The sequence below is a fragment of the Aliiroseovarius sp. PTFE2010 genome (assembly GCF_049943335.1).
Lineage (GTDB): Bacteria > Pseudomonadota > Alphaproteobacteria > Rhodobacterales > Rhodobacteraceae > JBNFVY01.
In genome coordinates this window covers 584,848-600,590 of sequence record NZ_JBNFVY010000001.1, presented here as the reverse complement: position 1 = coordinate 600,590, position 15,743 = coordinate 584,848, and the positions used below count along the sequence as shown (strand labels likewise).

The window sequence follows — 15,743 nt, the reverse complement described above, 5'->3', positions numbered from 1 at the left end:
GGCCAATACCCCCCAAATTGGCCCGTTTGCGCCTAAATTCCGCCACCACTGTCCGTCTTTGGTACCTGCGAAACCGTAGCGGGAGGCAGGGGGACAGGCATGTCACCGAAAAACATTCTCATGGCGCTGGCCGGGCTGGCCGTCGCCTTCTGGTTCGTCCTTGGCATGAAGGAAGACGCCAGTCGCCCCGAAAGCTACGGGGCGAAAGGCGCGATGACCGTCGCCGACAACCTGCCAGGCCCACATGTGAATCTGGCAGGCGAAACGGAACTGCCCAGCGATCCCAACCTTTTGGGCTACGACGGTGAATTTGGCTTCAGCGCGGGCGAACATGCGTTGATGGCCGCGAACCGCACCGTGCATTTCATCAAGGACGCCGTTACGCCCGAAACCTACCCCTACCTGAAAGAAAAATACCCGGTCCCGGCGGATTATCACATTTTGCCGAATCCGGATCACTGCGCCCCGCGCGCCATCGGGGCGGGCGAATATCTGGCAAATGTCTTTGTCTACACCCCGCCCGGTCATCGCACCTCCGGTTTGCACGTCATTTCGATGGATCGGTTGACAGACTACGCGCTGAAATGGATGCGCACCGCCCGGTCCCGCCGCGACCCGGCTTACGCCAACGTTCGATCGCGCCTGCGCACCGAACGCAGCAGCCATGGCGGGGTCGCCTGGGCGCCGCTGGAAACTGTTTCGGTCTATGTCGGGCGCACCGAAAAGCCTGCTTACGTCCTGCTGCAGGCCGGATCACCGCGCACGCTGTTCAATATCATGGCTGCCCCCGATGCGGAGATCGCCCATGTACAGGTGTTGTCCAATGGTCCGGCTGCGGTGGCCTTGCCGGACGGGGTGGACAGTATGGAAATCATCAACGTGAAGAAGTCCAACTGTCACTGGCAACCCGTGCAGGAACCCGAACAAACCTGGGGCGCGCTGACGGGTCGCGAGCAGATGAGCGAAAAGAGCGTCAGGCAGCATTACAAACGGTATTTCGCCTATTCCGGCTGGTTCCGCGATTTCTACGGGCAAGATCCCAAGAAAAACGTGATCGGCGGCGCGACCGGCTATCATATGCTGGTGGGGCACATGCCGCAGGGCGAAGAGCCGCGCTTTGCTCACCGCCCCCTCAGCCAGTCTGTTGTCTATGTCTCGGACGACGAGGTGATCTTGGCTGGTCACGATGACGAGGTCGCCCGCGCCGTGCAGGCCATGCAGGTCGATCTGGTCGCGCAGTTCCTTGATGGCGATATCAACCGCCTGATTCCACCCAACGTGCCCGAGGCGGCGCCTGCGCCCTTGTTACCGCAAGAAACCCTGAGCGCGCAGGTCGACCACACCCCGTCGCAATTGATGGAGACCGCCCAATGAACCCCGTCACCGCAATTCGCCTGGCGTTCGGCGCGATTTTCATCGGCGGCTATCTGGTCTTTCAACTTGGCCTTTTCGGCCAGATCAGCCAGGTCACCAGGGCCCTGTCCGGCGAACAGGCCGTGTTTGAATCCGGCTCGATCAGTGAAGCCAAGGGCCTTCCCGGCAAGGTCGGCTGGGTCGGCGAAAAGATGAACGGCATGCTGAACTTGGGCACGCGCAGCGCAGCCCAAGAAGTCAAAGCCCTCATGAACCCTGATCTCTATAATGCGGATCGCACGCTGACTTTCCAAATGATCGTTTCGCTCGACGATGTCCTGCGCGACGGCGAATCCGCCCCACCGCAAGAGCTTGAACAGATCATGGTCGAAGCGCGCGCGGGCGATCTGGTGATGCGTGAATGCGCCGACGTCTATATCGGCGATCTGGTTCGCGGCTGCGCATTGATTGGCGCCAATACCGAGCGTGTCCATGTTTCCGCCCACGGTGAGACGTTCCACAAGCCTTCGCAAGATGTTCACACGGCCCCGATGTGGCGCATCGAAGCGGAACTGGCCTTTCTACCGGCCATCCTTCCCGGCAATACCTCGGACAAGGCGGGGTGGGCGATCGAAGCCTTGCGTGGCCACGGCCACCAGCAAACAGCGTTGACGGTTGAAAACACACCAGAAGCGCGTGCCACGGCCCGCGCTGACCTGTTGCAAGCGGCGAAACTCACCTGCGAAAAGATCCGCGATACCTATGGCACCTGCGTGCTTTACAACCTGGCAATCAAAGACGACGTAAAGACGCAACCTGGGCGCAAAGACGAACCGGACACCTATATTGCCGAAGTCGCTGTTCGGCCATCGTTCTATTGGCTGCGCGCGCCGACCATCCCCGAAGACAACACAGCGATCGAAATGGCCATGGCGACCAATCCTGCCCTACCAGTTCTGGGCAAGTATTTTCCGCCACAAGCGCGGTCACCCAAACTGGGAATCGAACACAACGCGCGCAAGGACCGCGCCGAAGAACGCGCCCGGCGCGAGGCCGAAAAACTGGAACGCGCCCGCCAACATGCCCTGTCTGACGTCAATGACGACCAAGACCAATCGCCCCCCAGCGAACCGATCCTGAACAATGGCAATGCGCGCAAGGGCACATCGCGCACTTTCAGTGGCGGAGCGCTGAATTCCGGCGGGGTCGTTTTCAAGTCGGTCGACTGATCAGATCCACTTGGCCAATGGCGGCAGCGACATCAGCACCGCGTTCGCATCATGCCCGGTTTCCAGCCCGAACTTGGTTCCCCGGTCGTAGACCAGGTTGTATTCCGCATAAAGACCGCGATGGACCAGCTGGGCGTCGCGATCTTTTTCGTCCCACACCGTATCGCGCCTTTTTTTGGTCACCCCGACGAACGCGGGCAGGAAAGCGCGGCCCACGTCCTGGGTAAAGGCGAAATCGGTTTCCCAATCACCGGTGTTGTGATCGTCGTAAAAGATGCCCCCGACCCCGCGGGCGCGGCCCCGGTGCGGGATAAAGAAATATTCGTCCGCCCATGCCTTGTAGCGCGGGTAGAATGCGGGATCGTGCAGATCGCAAAATTCCCGCAAGATGCCATGAAAGAACGCGGTATCTTCGTCATATTCGATGCAAGGGTTCAGGTCGGACCCGCCCCCGAACCACCAGCCGTGGGGCGTCCAGAACATGCGCGTATTCATATGCACCGCCGGGGTGTGTGGGTTTTGCATATGGGCCACCAGGCTGATGCCCGATGCCCAGAATCTGGGATCGTCTGTCATCCCCGGCATGTCCTTGCGCGCCGCCATCGCGGCCACCGCGCGCGGGCCCAGGGTGCCATGCACCGTCGATATGTTGACGCCGACTTTTTCAAACACCCGCCCGCCGCGCATGACGCTCATCAACCCGCCGCCGCCCGCGCCGCCGTCGCGCCAGGTTTCTGTCACCTCGAACCGGCCCGCCGGCTGGTCGGCCAGAGGGCCAGCCGTCTGTTCTCTTTCAAGCGTTTCGAATGCCGCTACGATTTGGTCACGCAGGTCGCGGAACCACGTGCTGGCGCGGTCTTTTTCGGGTGCCATTTCAGTGGTCATCGAACTCTCCGTCTTGCCCGGCGGGACTTATCAGCTTTCAGCGTACCGGGCCAGCCGGCCATTGCAGTGGCGCCAATAGACCCTATCTTGTGGGGGACTGAAACCGGAGTTGACCCATGTTGCGTCCATTTATCGCCCTGTCTGCCGTATCGATCCTGGCGGCTTGCGCCACCCCGCAAGAGCGTTGCATCGCTACGGCAAACCGCGATGTGGTCACGCTGGATAGCCTGATCGCGCAGTCCGAAGCGAACGTCACGCGGGGCTTTGCTGTGGAAACACGGCTGGAACCGGGGATGTCTTTGCAGTTCTGCGCCGGCAACCGGGGCGACAACCTGGATTTCCTTTTGTGCCAAATGAACGAGCCGCGGGAAAAGACAGTCCCCGTTGCCATCGACCTGGATCTGGAAAAACGCAAACTGGCGCAGATGAAGGCCAAACGGGCCGAATTGGCCCGCGCACTGCCCCAAACCTATGCGCAGTGCCGGGCGCAGTACCCGTCCTGAGCAGGCCCTAATGTGCCGGGCTGGCCACGTTGTCAGTCAGCGTACGCCCGCCGTCGATCGTCAGCACCTGCCCCGTCATGAACCCCGCCGCGCCCGAGGCAAGGAACTGGGCCGCCTCGGCCAGTTCGCTGGCTGGTGCAATACGGCCCATCGGCGTGGCCTCGATGATTCGATCGCGAAGATCGGGCTGCTCGGCCAAGGTCGTTTTGAGAGAAGTGGACATCACCGATCCACACGCCAGCGCGTTGACCCGAATGCCCTCTGGCGCAAGCGAAACCGCCATCGACCGGGTCATCTGTTCCAGCGCCGCAGAGGCCACAGAAAACCCGACCAGTGATGGGTGGGTCCGGTGCGCGGCAATCGATGACAAGTTGATGATCGAGCCGATCTGGCTCTTGTCCTCGCGCTCACCGGCCAAGGCGATCATCTTCTTTGCCACTGCCTGCGTGACCCGCAGCGATGTTATCAGATTCTGCTGCAACATGCTTTCGATGCCATCGTCTTCGGAACACAGCGGATCCGAATTCAGCACCTGACGCGACGCGTTCACCAATATGTCCATCCCGTCAAAGGCATCCAACGTCGCCGACAACAGGTTCGCAATGGTCAGTTTCTCGCGCAGGTCGCCCGCATAGAACTTGATTGCCGTGTCCTCGGCTTCGGCCTCGTCCCCAAACTCGCTGACCAGCCCCTCTTCGTCCATGTCCGCGCACATGACATTGGCCCCAGCTTCGGCGAACTGGCGGGCAATGGCGCGCCCTATGCCGGTCGCCGCACCTGTGACGATGGCGGTCTTGCCTGCGATGGAAAAGCTCATCCCGAAAGCTCCAATATCTTGCGGGTCCAAGCCCGCCAAAACGTGGGTCAGGGTTTGGGCCGAGTCGCCCGCAAAACCTTGAACCCGGTATTGCCACCCACCTCTTGGACATCGGTGAACAGTTCTGCAAGCGTGATCTCGTACGGCAAATGCCGATTGGCAACCAGCCACAAGGTGCCACGCGGTGTCAACAACCTTGCCGCAGTGGCGATAAAGGCGCGCCCCAGGCCGGGGTCTGGCGTGCGCGTGTTGTGAAATGGCGGGTTCATGATCACGTGGTCAAGATTTTCGGGCTCTGTCGCGGCAGTCGCGTCGCCCCAGTGGAACCGCGCCCGCGGGTCGGTCACATTGACGCGCGCACAGGCCAGCGCGCGTGCTTCCGCTTCGATCAAATGACATTCGGTCACATCGGGGCTGCGCTCCAGCGTTCTTGCAGAAAGATAGCCCCACCCCGCCCCAAGATCGGCAATCCGGCCATTCAGCGACGGCAGCACGTCAGCCAGCAAGATCGATGCTTTATCGGGCCCATCGGCGGAAAATACGCCCGTCAGCGTCTGAAACCCGCACGCATTCAGCGGCCCCGGATCGGCCCAATCAGAAAAATCGCCGCCTTCGAACGCAAAGATCTTGCCATGGGCCTTGGATAGCACGCCGTGAATGCTGGTTCGCTTTTTGACGTCGCGAAGAACGCTGTCGATCCCGTCGACCTTTTGACCATCCACGATCACCGGCCCGCCACGTGACACGCGTGCGGCCGCTTCGATCAATCCGCGCGCTTCGGCCTTTACCCGCGGCAGACAGACAACGGCCGCGTCATAGGGCCCGTCGGGGGGCCCGTCGGGTTCGCCAAGAACGCGCAGCCCCGCATCTTCGAAGACGCGCGCATCGGTATAGAAAGTCTGGACGATATCGGGTTTGTCGATGCTGCTGAGCGCGTAGCCAGCCCGCGGACGCAGCACGACGACACGCGCACCGGGGTCAAGCGCGACCAGACCCTCTTCAATCGCCAGGGAAAGCCGGGAAACTGTCATGGGAATGCGGGCTGCCGCCCTATTCTTTTTCGAAGGTGCATTGCAGCGGGTGCTGGTTCTTGCGCGCCAGGTCCATCACCTGGTTGACTTTTGTTTCCGCGATTTCATAGGGAAATACGCCAACCACGGCCAAACCCTTTTTGTGCACGGTCAGCATGATTTCGATCGCCTGGCTGTGGTTGATCTGGAAAAAGCGTTCCAGCACATGCACCACAAACTCCATCGGCGTGTAATCGTCATTCAGCATCAGCACCTTGTAGAGCGGCGGCTTCTTGGTCTTGGGTTTTGTTTCGACAATGACATCGGTCCCGGCGCCGGGGGCGTCGGGGGATTTTTTATCGGACATTTTCGCCAAGTGCGGCTTCACTTCAATTCACATGCCAAAAAACGGTTGCTTGGGCGCATCATATAGGACCATCAACGGGGCAGAAAAGACCCTGCGGGCTAAACATCGGTAAAGTACAGAGAAATGGCGCAGAAAATTACCACGATCGGCTTCGATGCCGACGATACCCTGTGGCAGAACGAACAGTTCTTTCGCATGACGCAGGAACGATTCGCAGACCTTCTTGCCGACTACACAGAACCGGATCATCTGGCCGAACGCCTGCGCGCGGCCGAGCGCAAGAACCTTTCGCACTACGGATACGGGGTCAAAGGCTTTGTCTTGTCGATGATCGAAACGGCCATCGAAGTCACGGATCAACGTGTTCCGGCCCCGGTCATTGCCCAGCTGATTGACGCCGGGCGTGACATGCTGCGCCATCCCATCGAACTGCTGCCTCATGCGCAAGACGCTGTCGAAGCGATGGCTGAGTCGCATCGTGTCATCCTGATTACCAAGGGTGATCTTCTGGATCAGGATCGCAAACTTGCGCAGTCGGGTCTGGGGCAACTTTTTCACGCCGTCGAAATCGTGTCCGAAAAGACCGCCCCGGTCTACGCGCGCATTTTCGACGACCTGGGCGAGGGCGCCGGGCGTGCCCTCATGGCCGGCAACTCGATGAAGAGCGATGTGATTCCGCCGATCGAAGCAGGCGGATGGGGGGTTTTTGTGCCCCACGGGCTGACCTGGGAACTTGAGCACGCCGACCATCCAGATCACGACCGATTCCACGAATTGCCGGATTTATCCGGTCTGGCCGCGCTGGTAGATGAAATCGAACACGGCTGATTGCACATATTGCGGCACAACCTGGGCCCAACCCATCATGTGGCGTTGCCACCCTGCAATGCCCCAAATTCCCTAAAAATTAAGTGTTTTCTGAGAATCTAACCCATGTTACCGTTCCGGCAATCAACAAGCTGGGCGGTATGATCCGGCGTCTGAGGCAGAAAAGGCGGACAACGTGCGTACACGTTTGCGGCAGTGGGCCCTGCACGGGCTGTGCATTCTATTTCTTGTGGCAATTTCGTCGGCCCCGCGGGCCGGTTTGGCAGCCCCCTATGCGGCGATGGTCATCGACGCGCGATCGGGGGAGGTGTTGCATTCGCGAAATGCGGACACCCGGCTGCACCCTGCATCCCTGACCAAGATGATGACCTTGTATGTCGTGTTCGAGGCGGTCGAAAACAGCGAAATTTCACTCGATACCAAAGTCCGGATTTCCCGGAATGCGGCCAGCGAACCGCCATCGAAACTGGGCCTCAGGGAAGGCCAGCGCATCGCTCTGCGCTATCTCATCAGGGCCGCCGCAGTCAAAAGCGCGAACGATGCGGCCACCGCCTTGGGCGAGGCGATTTCAGGCTCGGAAGCGGCATTTGCACGCCGGATGAACCGGACAGCCAAAGCGCTCGGAATGACGCGGACCACCTTCAAGAACGCGCATGGCCTGACAGAAAGCGGGCACCTTTCAACCGCGCGCGACATGACGAAACTGGGCCGCCATCTGTTCTATGACTATCCCGAATACTATAACCTGTTCTCGCGCCAGACGACCAATGCCGGCATCCGCGATGTGGCGAACACGAACCGGCGCTTCCTGTCGGCCTATCGCGGCGCAGACGGGATCAAGACCGGCTATACCCGCGCGGCCGGTTTCAACTTGGTCGCGTCGGCTGAACGCGGCCGCGAACGCATCATCGCCACGGTATTTGGCGGCCGTTCGACCGCATCGCGCAACCAGCGCGTGGCTGAATTGTTGGACATGGGGTTCAAGCGCGCGCCCAGCCGTGTCGCGGTCGTCAAGCCACGCAAGCCTGCCTATCAGGGGCCCGGCACACGCGTTGCCAGCGCCCCCGAAAGCGTTCCGGCCAGCGCGATAAAGAACGGAATCATGCCCGCCAGCAAGGTCATCCGTGTTTCGATCAACATCAAATCCAGTCCGATCCCGCGCCTTCGTCCGGGCAGCGAACCGGCAATCGACGATGCGACGCTGATGGCGCTTCAGAAAAACGTGGCAAGCACCGTTCAACTGGCGCAGGCGCAAGAAACCGCGCCGCCCGCCCCGGCGCCTTCACCCAATGCGGAACAAACGGCGCAATCGATGGCGCTTTTGGCGGCGCAGGCCACATCGGCCGCAACACTATCGTTGCGCCCCAAAGCGCGGCCCAAGACGCTAGAGCTTGCCGATGCCAAACCTGCCCAACAACCGCCGGCAACCACCGAACCCGAGGTCGTGACGCGCCTGTCTACCTCTGGCGGGCGGCACTGGGGCATCAACATCGGGCTTTATGGGTCGCGGTATGAGGCCGAACGCGTCCTGCTGAAGACAGCCCTGACCGAGGTAAACACGCTGGACATGGCCCTGCGCAAGGTCGTCAAGACCCCACGCGGATTCGACGCGAACTTCGTCGGGCTGGATGAAAACACCGCCAGTCTCGCCTGTCGCCGCCTTCAGGCGCGCAACATGGATTGCACGCCAATCGGTCCAAGCTGATCAAGACCGCTCGGCGGGGCTTTGCCGCGCAGCCGGATCGTGGCAAAGCGATGCGCATTTGCCGAATCCGCCGGTCTGCAGGCGGCTGACCGTCAACGAAACCAAGGTGGCGCGCGCCCGGACATGGGAATTGCGCGCAGTCCATCGGCGCAGCCAACTGTTCGCCCAGCGCGCACGCCCGGCTGCACCTGACCACTGCGTCACACGGCACCCGCTGAAAAACTCTGCGCTCGCAGACAAGACGCGGGATCGATCCCTGTCAGGCCGGATCACGTTCAGGTGCAAATCGACGGCAACGATGGCACACAAGCGGCTTCCAAGTCAGCGGACTGGCGCGAGCACGTGAACGCACCGTTTCGCGCGAAAGCACCGCCGCCGGGCCGCCTTTCGATACAACCTGTCCTGTCTGGCAGATGCATAGTCGTCGCATGGCGTGCCTTTAGCGCGGGCATCGCTATCGGCCCCCCGGAATGCCCCTACGACCGGTTGAAGCGCCCCATCTAACTGGGCGCCTTCAACTCGAACGCCGCCGCCATGAGCGTGCGCGTGTATTCAGTTTGCGGCGCGTCAAATATCTGCGTGGCGGGGCCCTCTTCCACGACATCGCCGGCGCGCATCACCATGACCTTGTGCGACAAGGCGCGCACCACGGCTAGGTCATGGCTGATGAACAGGAAGGCCAACTTGTAGCGCTGTTGCAGGTCACGCAGAAGATCGACGATCTGCACCTGGACCGTCATGTCCAACGCGCTTGTGGGTTCGTCCAGAACAACCACACGCGGGCGCAGGATCATGGCCCGCGCCACGGCGATCCGCTGGCGCTGGCCGCCGGAAAACTCGTGCGGGTAGCGCTCCATCGTGGCCGGGTCCAACCCCACTTCGTCCATGATCTCGGCCACCATTTCGCGCCGGTCCCGGCCCGGATCGACCCCATGGACCGACAAACCTTCGGCGATGATCTGCTCGACGGTCATGCGCGGGCTGAGGCTGCCATAAGGATCCTGGAAAACGATTTGCAGGTCGCGCCGCAATTTTCGCATGCGCCCCGGGCCCCATGTCTGAATGTCCTGCCCAAGATAGGTGATCCGCCCTTCGGACTGGATCAGCCGCATGATCGCCAGCGCCAACGTCGTCTTGCCCGATCCGCTTTCCCCAACGATCCCCAGCGTTTCGCCGGCGCGGACAGACAGCGTGGCGTCGTTGACCGCCTTCACATGCCCTACCGTGCGTTTGAGAAACCCTTTTTGGATGGGGAACCAAACGCGCAGATGCTCGGTTTCGACGATGGTTTCGGCGTCTTTGGGTACAGGCAATGGCACGCCCTTGGCCTCGGCGTTCAGCAATTTCCTGGTGTAGGCATGCTGCGGATTGGCGAAAATTGCGGCCGTAGGGCCATGTTCGACAATCTCGCCGTCTTTCATCACATAGACCCGGTCGGCGATCTTGCGCACGATCCCTAGGTCGTGGGTGATGAACAGCATCGACATGTCTTCGGTCTGTTTCAGCTCGGCCAGAAGATCAAGGATTTGTGCCTGGATCGTCACGTCCAGCGCCGTCGTGGGTTCATCAGCGATCAGCAGGTCGGGGCCATTGGCGAGCGCCATCGCGATCATCACCCGCTGGCGCTGCCCGCCCGACAGCTGGTGCGGATAGGCGCCCAGGCGACTTTCGGGATCGCGAATTCCAACCTTGGTGAGCAGTTCGATAATCCGGACACGGGCGGCGTCGCCGCGGATCCCCTGATGCAGCGCGATGCTTTCGGCCAGCTGCTTTTCCAGCGTATGCAGCGGGTTGAGCGATGTCATCGGTTCCTGAAATATGAAACTGATGTCGTTTCCGCGCACGCGGCGCAGTTCAGGTTCGGGCGCGCCGACCATCTGCGCGCCTTCGTAAACGATGCTGCCCTGCACCCGCGCACTGTCGGGCAAAAGCGCCACGGTAGAGAGCGCCGTGACCGACTTGCCCGATCCACTTTCCCCCACCAGCGCCACAGTTTCACCGCGCCCAACGCTATAGCTGACGCCTTTGACGGCCTGGCTTTCCTTGCCGTCCTGCCGGAAGCTGATCGTCAGGTTTTCAACATCCAGAACGGCCGTCATTGGAACGTCTTTCTGGGATCGAACGCGTCGCGCACCCCTTCAAAGATGAACACCAGCAGCGACAGCATGATCGCGTAGGTGAAAAAGGCGGTGAAGGCCAACCACGGCGCCTGCAGGTTCTGTTTGGCCTGCAAGGTCAATTCGCCCAAAGACGGGTAGGACGACGGCAAGCCGTAACCCAGGAAATCCAGTGACGCCAACGTGCCAATGGTGCCCGTGATGATGAACGGCAGGATCGTCAAGGTGGCGACCATGGCGTTGGGCAACATGTGGCGGAACATGATCACCCTGTTTGACACGCCCAGTGCCTTGGCCGCGCGCACGTATTCAAAGTTCCGTGCGCGCAGAAATTCGGCGCGCACCACCCCAACCAGCGCGGGCCAGCCGAACAGGATCGTGATGAACACCAGCAGCCAGAAACTTCGCCCCAGGATCGCAAACAGGATGATGATCACATAGAGCGATGGCGTCGACGACCAGATTTCAAGGATGCGCTGAAAAATCAAATCAGTGCGCCCGCCGAAATATCCCTGCACCGCGCCCGCCGCGATCCCCACGATCGAGGTGGCCACGGTGACGATCAGCGCAAAGAAGATCGACAGGCGGAACCCATAGATGATCCGTGCGGCCACATCACGTTTGGTATCGTCGGTGCCAAGGATATGGCCCGGCTGGGGCGGGCCGGGGGCAACCCCCCGCACATCCGAAATCGATGAAAAACTGTGCCGGATCGGCGGCCATATCGTCCAGCCTTTCTGGATCTCTTCGCCGTCCACCACACCGTCTTGCGCGTCTTCGATCACGCCCTCTGGATCGTCCCAGCACGTATCCAGCCCGCCCGACACGATCAGACATTCGGTTTCGACATATTTGTATATCGCTTCGGTCTTGAAATCGCCGCCATAGCTGGCTTCGGAATAGAACTGCAAAATCGGCCAGCGGATGTCGTCCTGGTATTTCACGACGATGGGTTTGTCATTCGCCAGAAATTCGGCAAACAGCGAAATGCCGAACAGCACGACAAAAATGATCAGCGACCAATAGGCCCGCCCATTGCGGCGAAAGTTGCGCCAGCGGCGTTGGTTGAGGGGCGACAGACGCATCAGCCGGCCCTCTTGTCAAAATCGATCCGCGGATCGACAAAAACATACATCAGGTCCGACAGGATCCCCACGACCAGCCCGACCAGACCAAAGAAAAAGAGCGTTGCAAAAATGATCGGATAGTCGCGTTGCACCGCGGCTTCGAATCCCAGTCGCCCCAGCCCGTCCAGCGAAAAGATCGTCTCGATAATCAGCGATGATCCAAAGAACACGCCCAGAAACAGCGACGGGAACCCGGCGATCACGATCAACATCGCGTTGCGAAAGACGTGGCCATAAAGCACGCGGCTTTCCTTCAACCCCTTGGCCTTGGCAGTGATCACGTATTGCTTGCGGATCTCATCGAGGAACGAATTCTTGGTCAAGAGCGTCAGTGTGGCGAAACTGGCGATGGTGCTGGCCGCCACCGGCAATGTGATGTGCCACAGGTAATCCAGGACCTTGGCGATAGGGGAAAGCTGATCGAAATTTTCCGACGTCAGCCCGCGCAGCGGAAATATCTGCCAATACGACCCGCCCGCGAACAAAACCAGAAGCATGATGGCGAACAGGAACCCCGGGATCGCATAGGCCACGATGATCAACCCGGACGTCCAGGTATCAAACCGCGAGCCGTCTCTGATCGCCTTGCGAATGCCCAGCGGGATCGAAATGACATAGGCGATCAGCGTGCTCCACAGACCAAGCGTGATCGATACGGGCATCTTTTCCAGCACAAGATCGACCACTGAGATCGACCGGAAATAGCTTTCGCCGAAATCCAACCGCATGTAGCGCCACATCATGTCGAAGAACCGCTCGAACGCGCCGACCTTCTGCTTTTCGCAGGCCGGATCGGACAGGTCGGGCACCCCGTCGTAGCCGTCGGCGCAGACAATGCGCGCAAACCCCATGTCGATTTCCAGCTGATCGATGAAATCCTGCGGCAGCCCGCGCGCACCGGCGTATTCGCTTTGAACCGAGTCATTGGCGAAATCGGGGGTCGCGCTGTCCTCGCGCGCGCCGGCAATGCCTTCGAAGGCGTCGCCGCGCCCTTCGACCATTGCGATGGCCTGCTCGACCGGCCCGCCGGGCACGAATTGGGTCAGAACGAAGTTGACGATCATGATACCGATCAACGTGGGTATGATCAGCAGCAATCGTCTTAGGATATAGCTCGCCATGGTGCCCCTGTTACAGCGCGCCGGCCTCTTGCAGGGCCTGTGCTTTTTCAGCGTTGTACCACCAGAAGTCCAGATAACCCAGAGCCAACGGCGGCAGCGGATCGGGGTGTTCGTACATATCCCAATAGGCGACCCAGAAATTGGGGTTGTACCACGTGGGCACTACGAAGCGTTCGTGCCGGATGACCCGGTCGATGGCGCGCACGGCGCTTTGCATTTCTTCCAACGTGGTGGCGTCGATCACTTCCGTGATCAGCATGTCCACCTGGGGGCTGCCGTAGCCTGCGGGGTTGAACACCGAATAGGGCGCATCTTCCGAGCCGAATTTCTGCAAGATGCCAATGCCTTCTTCGAACCCGTTGCGATAGCCGTCATAGATCATGTCGAAATCGAAATCGCGTTCACGGTTGGTGTATTGTGCCGGGTCCACGCGGTTATAGGTGGCATCCACCCCCAGGCGCTGCAGGTTTTCCACGAAGGGCAGGATGATGCGATCGAACGTGGTGCTGTCCGACAAAAGCTCTAGCGACAGCGTCTTGCCGGCCGCATTGCGCCGGATCCCGTCGTCACCGGTTTCCCATCCGGCCTGGTCCAGCAGGGCCGAGGCACGGCGCACCGCGCGCCGGTCCAGTTGCCGTTCGCTGCCTTCGGGCCAGATCACCGCATCGGCGTCGATCACTTCGACAGGCACGCCGGCTTTTTCCAGCATCTCGCGCTCTAACCCTTCGGCAGGCCCGGACGCGGCCAGATCCGAATTTTCCCAGAAGCTCTGGCGTTGTTCGAACAGATCGTATTGCAGGGTTTCATTGGTCCAGGCAAAATTGAACATCAGCCCGATCGCCTCGCGGACACGCAGGTCTTGCCATTTCTCGCGCCGCAGGTTGAACACGAATCCGTTGGCCGCAGGGATCAAGCCGTTGTGCAGTTCCGCCTTGACCACCCAGCCCTTGTCGATGGCCGGGAAATCATACTGCTGCGACCACGCAAGCGAACTGTTTTCGCTGCGAAAGGTGTAGACGCCCGCCTTGAACGCCTCAAGCGCGGCATTGTTATCGGCGAAATATTCAACCCGTATGGCATCGAAATTGTGCCGCCCCTTGTTGATGGGGAGATCATATCCCCAATAATCGGGGTTGCGGCGATAGATGATCTTGCGGCCCGGATCGACCTCATCGGCGATATAGGGCCCCGTTCCGATCAACGGCAGGATCTGGCCTTCGTCCAACCGGCTGCCCGTCTTTTCGAACCACGCCTTGCTGAGCAGCGGGGTGCCGCCCGCCTGGACGATCAGGTTCTTGCGCGGCACACCGTCCTTGAAGGTGAATTTGACGCGGTAGTCGTCCAGCGCCTCGACCTTTTCATAGAGTTTCTTGACCCCTTCGCGGAAGCTGGGCAGCCCTTGTTCAAGGATAATGTCGACGGAAAACACCACATCATGGGCCGTCGCCGGCGTGCCGTCGGAAAACCTGATGTCGTCGCGCAGGTGGAAAATCACCCAGTCTTCAGTTTCGGGGTATTCCATATGCGTGCACAGCAGGCAGTAGCTGCCGTAGGGGTCGTCAGCCGTGTCGGTCAGGATATCTTCGATCATCACCGACGATAGCGTTCCGGCCCGCCCCTTGCGCGAAAACGGCATCATGCTGTCGAAAGTTCCCTGCGCCCAGATGCTGATCTCGCCGCCCTTTGGGGCGTCCGGGTTCACGTAATCCAGATGGTCGAAGGGTTTGTCGTATTTGAACTGGCCAAAGGTGGAATAGGCGTTGCTCTTGATGATCTTGGTTGGGTCTTTGTCCTGCGCGGTACCGGCCCCGGCCCAAAGGCTCAGCGCGACGGCGGCGCCGATCAAGACGGTCTTGGCAACGGGCAACTGGGGTGGTTTGCGCATGAGTATCCTCCGATAAGGGCGACAATTCCTTGAAGATACGGTAGTTTGCAGCCCCGCTGACAATCAAGTTGATAATCCGTGATCAGGCGGTGAACGGGTGCCCGCGCGCACGAAAAAAGCCGCCCGGCATATGCACGGGCGGCTTTCTGGATGCTGTGCCGAACGGGCTTATTGCTGTTCGGACAGATAGGCGATCAGGTTGGCGCGATCTTCGACCTTTTTCAGGCCGGCAAACGACATCTTGGTTCCCGGTGCAAAGCCCTTGGGGTTCTCGACGAAGCCGCTCAGCTTTTCGGGGGACCAGTCGCCGTCCATTTCCAACAGAACGTTCGAATAACTGAACCCGTCGACGGCGGCGATGTCACGCCCCACGACGCCATTGATATACGGACCGGTTCCGTTGCTGCCGTCCAGCTTGTGGCAGGCCTGGCACTTGCGGAAGACCTTGGCGCCAGCTTCGGCATCAGCCGATGCCAGAACTTCGGCGAACGGTACTTCCACCTCTTCTTCGGCCTCTTCGCTTTCGCCGGTTTCGATCACGTAGGCTTGTGCCATTTCTTCACCGCCGTGGCCCGATGCCCCGACATGAAAAAGGCTTTCGCCGGCCCAGTTGAGAAGAAGGAAGACCAAAAAGGTGCCACAGACACCGCCAAGGATCTTCGTGTTTGTCATTGTGTCGAACATGTCGCGTTTCGTCCCGTGCAGATTCAGCGGCTATCTATCCCCTTCCGCCCCCCGTTTTCAAGGTATAAGACCCGCGACGAAACGACCGAGCCGGAATATCAAAGAAAATGGG

At 60.2% G+C, this 15,743-nt stretch carries 14 protein-coding genes; 5 read left to right on the top strand and 9 right to left on the bottom strand.

Annotation, left to right across the window (positions count from 1 at the left end):
* Positions 1-99 precede the first annotated feature (99 nt).
* A complete protein-coding gene (locus ACP2AV_RS02925) occupies positions 100-1,374 on the top strand; it encodes a hypothetical protein (RefSeq protein WP_426371156.1) in 1,275 nt (424 codons plus the stop codon).
* Entirely contained in the window at positions 1,371-2,582 is a 1,212-nt protein-coding gene (locus ACP2AV_RS02920; RefSeq protein ID WP_426371155.1) for a hypothetical protein, read from the top strand. Before ACP2AV_RS02925 ends, ACP2AV_RS02920 begins: the two co-directional genes overlap by 4 nt.
* On the opposite strand, the gene hemF is transcribed toward ACP2AV_RS02920, so the two are convergent.
* Complete coding sequence (hemF, locus tag ACP2AV_RS02915; protein WP_426371154.1) at positions 2,583-3,467, bottom strand: oxygen-dependent coproporphyrinogen oxidase; 885 nt, start codon at positions 3,465-3,467, stop codon at positions 2,583-2,585. It lies immediately after the preceding gene.
* Positions 3,468-3,583: 116 nt separating this feature from the next.
* Here hemF and ACP2AV_RS02910 point away from each other — a divergent pair, with 116 nt between their 5' ends.
* Positions 3,584-3,970 (top strand): hypothetical protein, encoded by a 387-nt coding sequence (locus ACP2AV_RS02910; RefSeq protein ID WP_426371153.1) that lies wholly within the window; start codon positions 3,584-3,586, stop codon positions 3,968-3,970.
* A 7-nt stretch (positions 3,971-3,977) separates the two neighbouring features.
* On the opposite strand, the gene ACP2AV_RS02905 is transcribed toward ACP2AV_RS02910, so the two are convergent.
* Genes ACP2AV_RS02905 through clpS form a run of 3 tightly spaced genes read right to left on the bottom strand, consistent with a single transcriptional unit; the run spans position 3,978 to position 6,164 of the window.
* Complete coding sequence (locus ACP2AV_RS02905) at positions 3,978-4,787, bottom strand: SDR family NAD(P)-dependent oxidoreductase (protein ID WP_426371152.1); 810 nt, start codon at positions 4,785-4,787, stop codon at positions 3,978-3,980.
* Between the two features lie 47 nt (positions 4,788-4,834).
* Entirely contained in the window at positions 4,835-5,818 is a 984-nt protein-coding gene (locus ACP2AV_RS02900) for a class I SAM-dependent methyltransferase (RefSeq protein ID WP_426371151.1), read from the bottom strand.
* Between the two features lie 19 nt (positions 5,819-5,837).
* Positions 5,838-6,164 (bottom strand): ATP-dependent Clp protease adapter ClpS, encoded by a 327-nt coding sequence (gene clpS, locus ACP2AV_RS02895; protein ID WP_426371149.1) that lies wholly within the window; start codon positions 6,162-6,164, stop codon positions 5,838-5,840.
* A 123-nt stretch (positions 6,165-6,287) separates the two neighbouring features.
* On the opposite strand from clpS, the gene ACP2AV_RS02890 reads away from it, so the two are divergent.
* Both ACP2AV_RS02890 and ACP2AV_RS02885 read left to right on the top strand, forming a co-directional pair.
* Positions 6,288-6,992, top strand: a complete 705-nt coding sequence (locus ACP2AV_RS02890) for an HAD family hydrolase (protein ID WP_426371148.1) — start codon at positions 6,288-6,290, stop codon at positions 6,990-6,992.
* Between the two features lie 175 nt (positions 6,993-7,167).
* Positions 7,168-8,697 carry a D-alanyl-D-alanine carboxypeptidase family protein gene (locus ACP2AV_RS02885; protein WP_426371147.1) on the top strand — a complete coding sequence of 510 codons (1,530 nt, stop codon included), beginning with the start codon at positions 7,168-7,170 and terminating at the stop codon, positions 8,695-8,697.
* A gap of 500 nt (positions 8,698-9,197) precedes the next feature.
* Here the strand turns inward: ACP2AV_RS02885 and ACP2AV_RS02880 are convergent, their stop codons facing one another.
* The 5 genes from ACP2AV_RS02880 to ACP2AV_RS02860 all read right to left on the bottom strand — a co-directional run bounded on the left by ACP2AV_RS02880 (position 9,198) and on the right by ACP2AV_RS02860 (position 15,631).
* The gene (locus ACP2AV_RS02880; RefSeq protein WP_426371146.1) at positions 9,198-10,796 is read right to left on the bottom strand and encodes an ABC transporter ATP-binding protein; all 1,599 of its coding nucleotides are present in this window, start codon (positions 10,794-10,796) and stop codon (positions 9,198-9,200) included.
* Positions 10,793-11,899, bottom strand: a complete 1,107-nt coding sequence (locus tag ACP2AV_RS02875) for an ABC transporter permease (RefSeq protein WP_426371145.1) — start codon at positions 11,897-11,899, stop codon at positions 10,793-10,795. Before ACP2AV_RS02875 ends, ACP2AV_RS02880 begins: the two co-directional genes overlap by 4 nt.
* The gene (locus tag ACP2AV_RS02870) at positions 11,899-13,062 is read right to left on the bottom strand and encodes a microcin C ABC transporter permease YejB (RefSeq protein ID WP_426371144.1); all 1,164 of its coding nucleotides are present in this window, start codon (positions 13,060-13,062) and stop codon (positions 11,899-11,901) included. Before ACP2AV_RS02870 ends, ACP2AV_RS02875 begins: the two co-directional genes overlap by 1 nt.
* Before the next feature lie 10 nt (positions 13,063-13,072).
* The gene (locus ACP2AV_RS02865; protein ID WP_426371143.1) at positions 13,073-14,947 is read right to left on the bottom strand and encodes an extracellular solute-binding protein; all 1,875 of its coding nucleotides are present in this window, start codon (positions 14,945-14,947) and stop codon (positions 13,073-13,075) included.
* 168 nt (positions 14,948-15,115) lie between these two features.
* A complete protein-coding gene (locus ACP2AV_RS02860; protein WP_426371142.1) occupies positions 15,116-15,631 on the bottom strand; it encodes a c-type cytochrome in 516 nt (171 codons plus the stop codon).
* Positions 15,632-15,743: the final 112 nt, after the last annotated feature.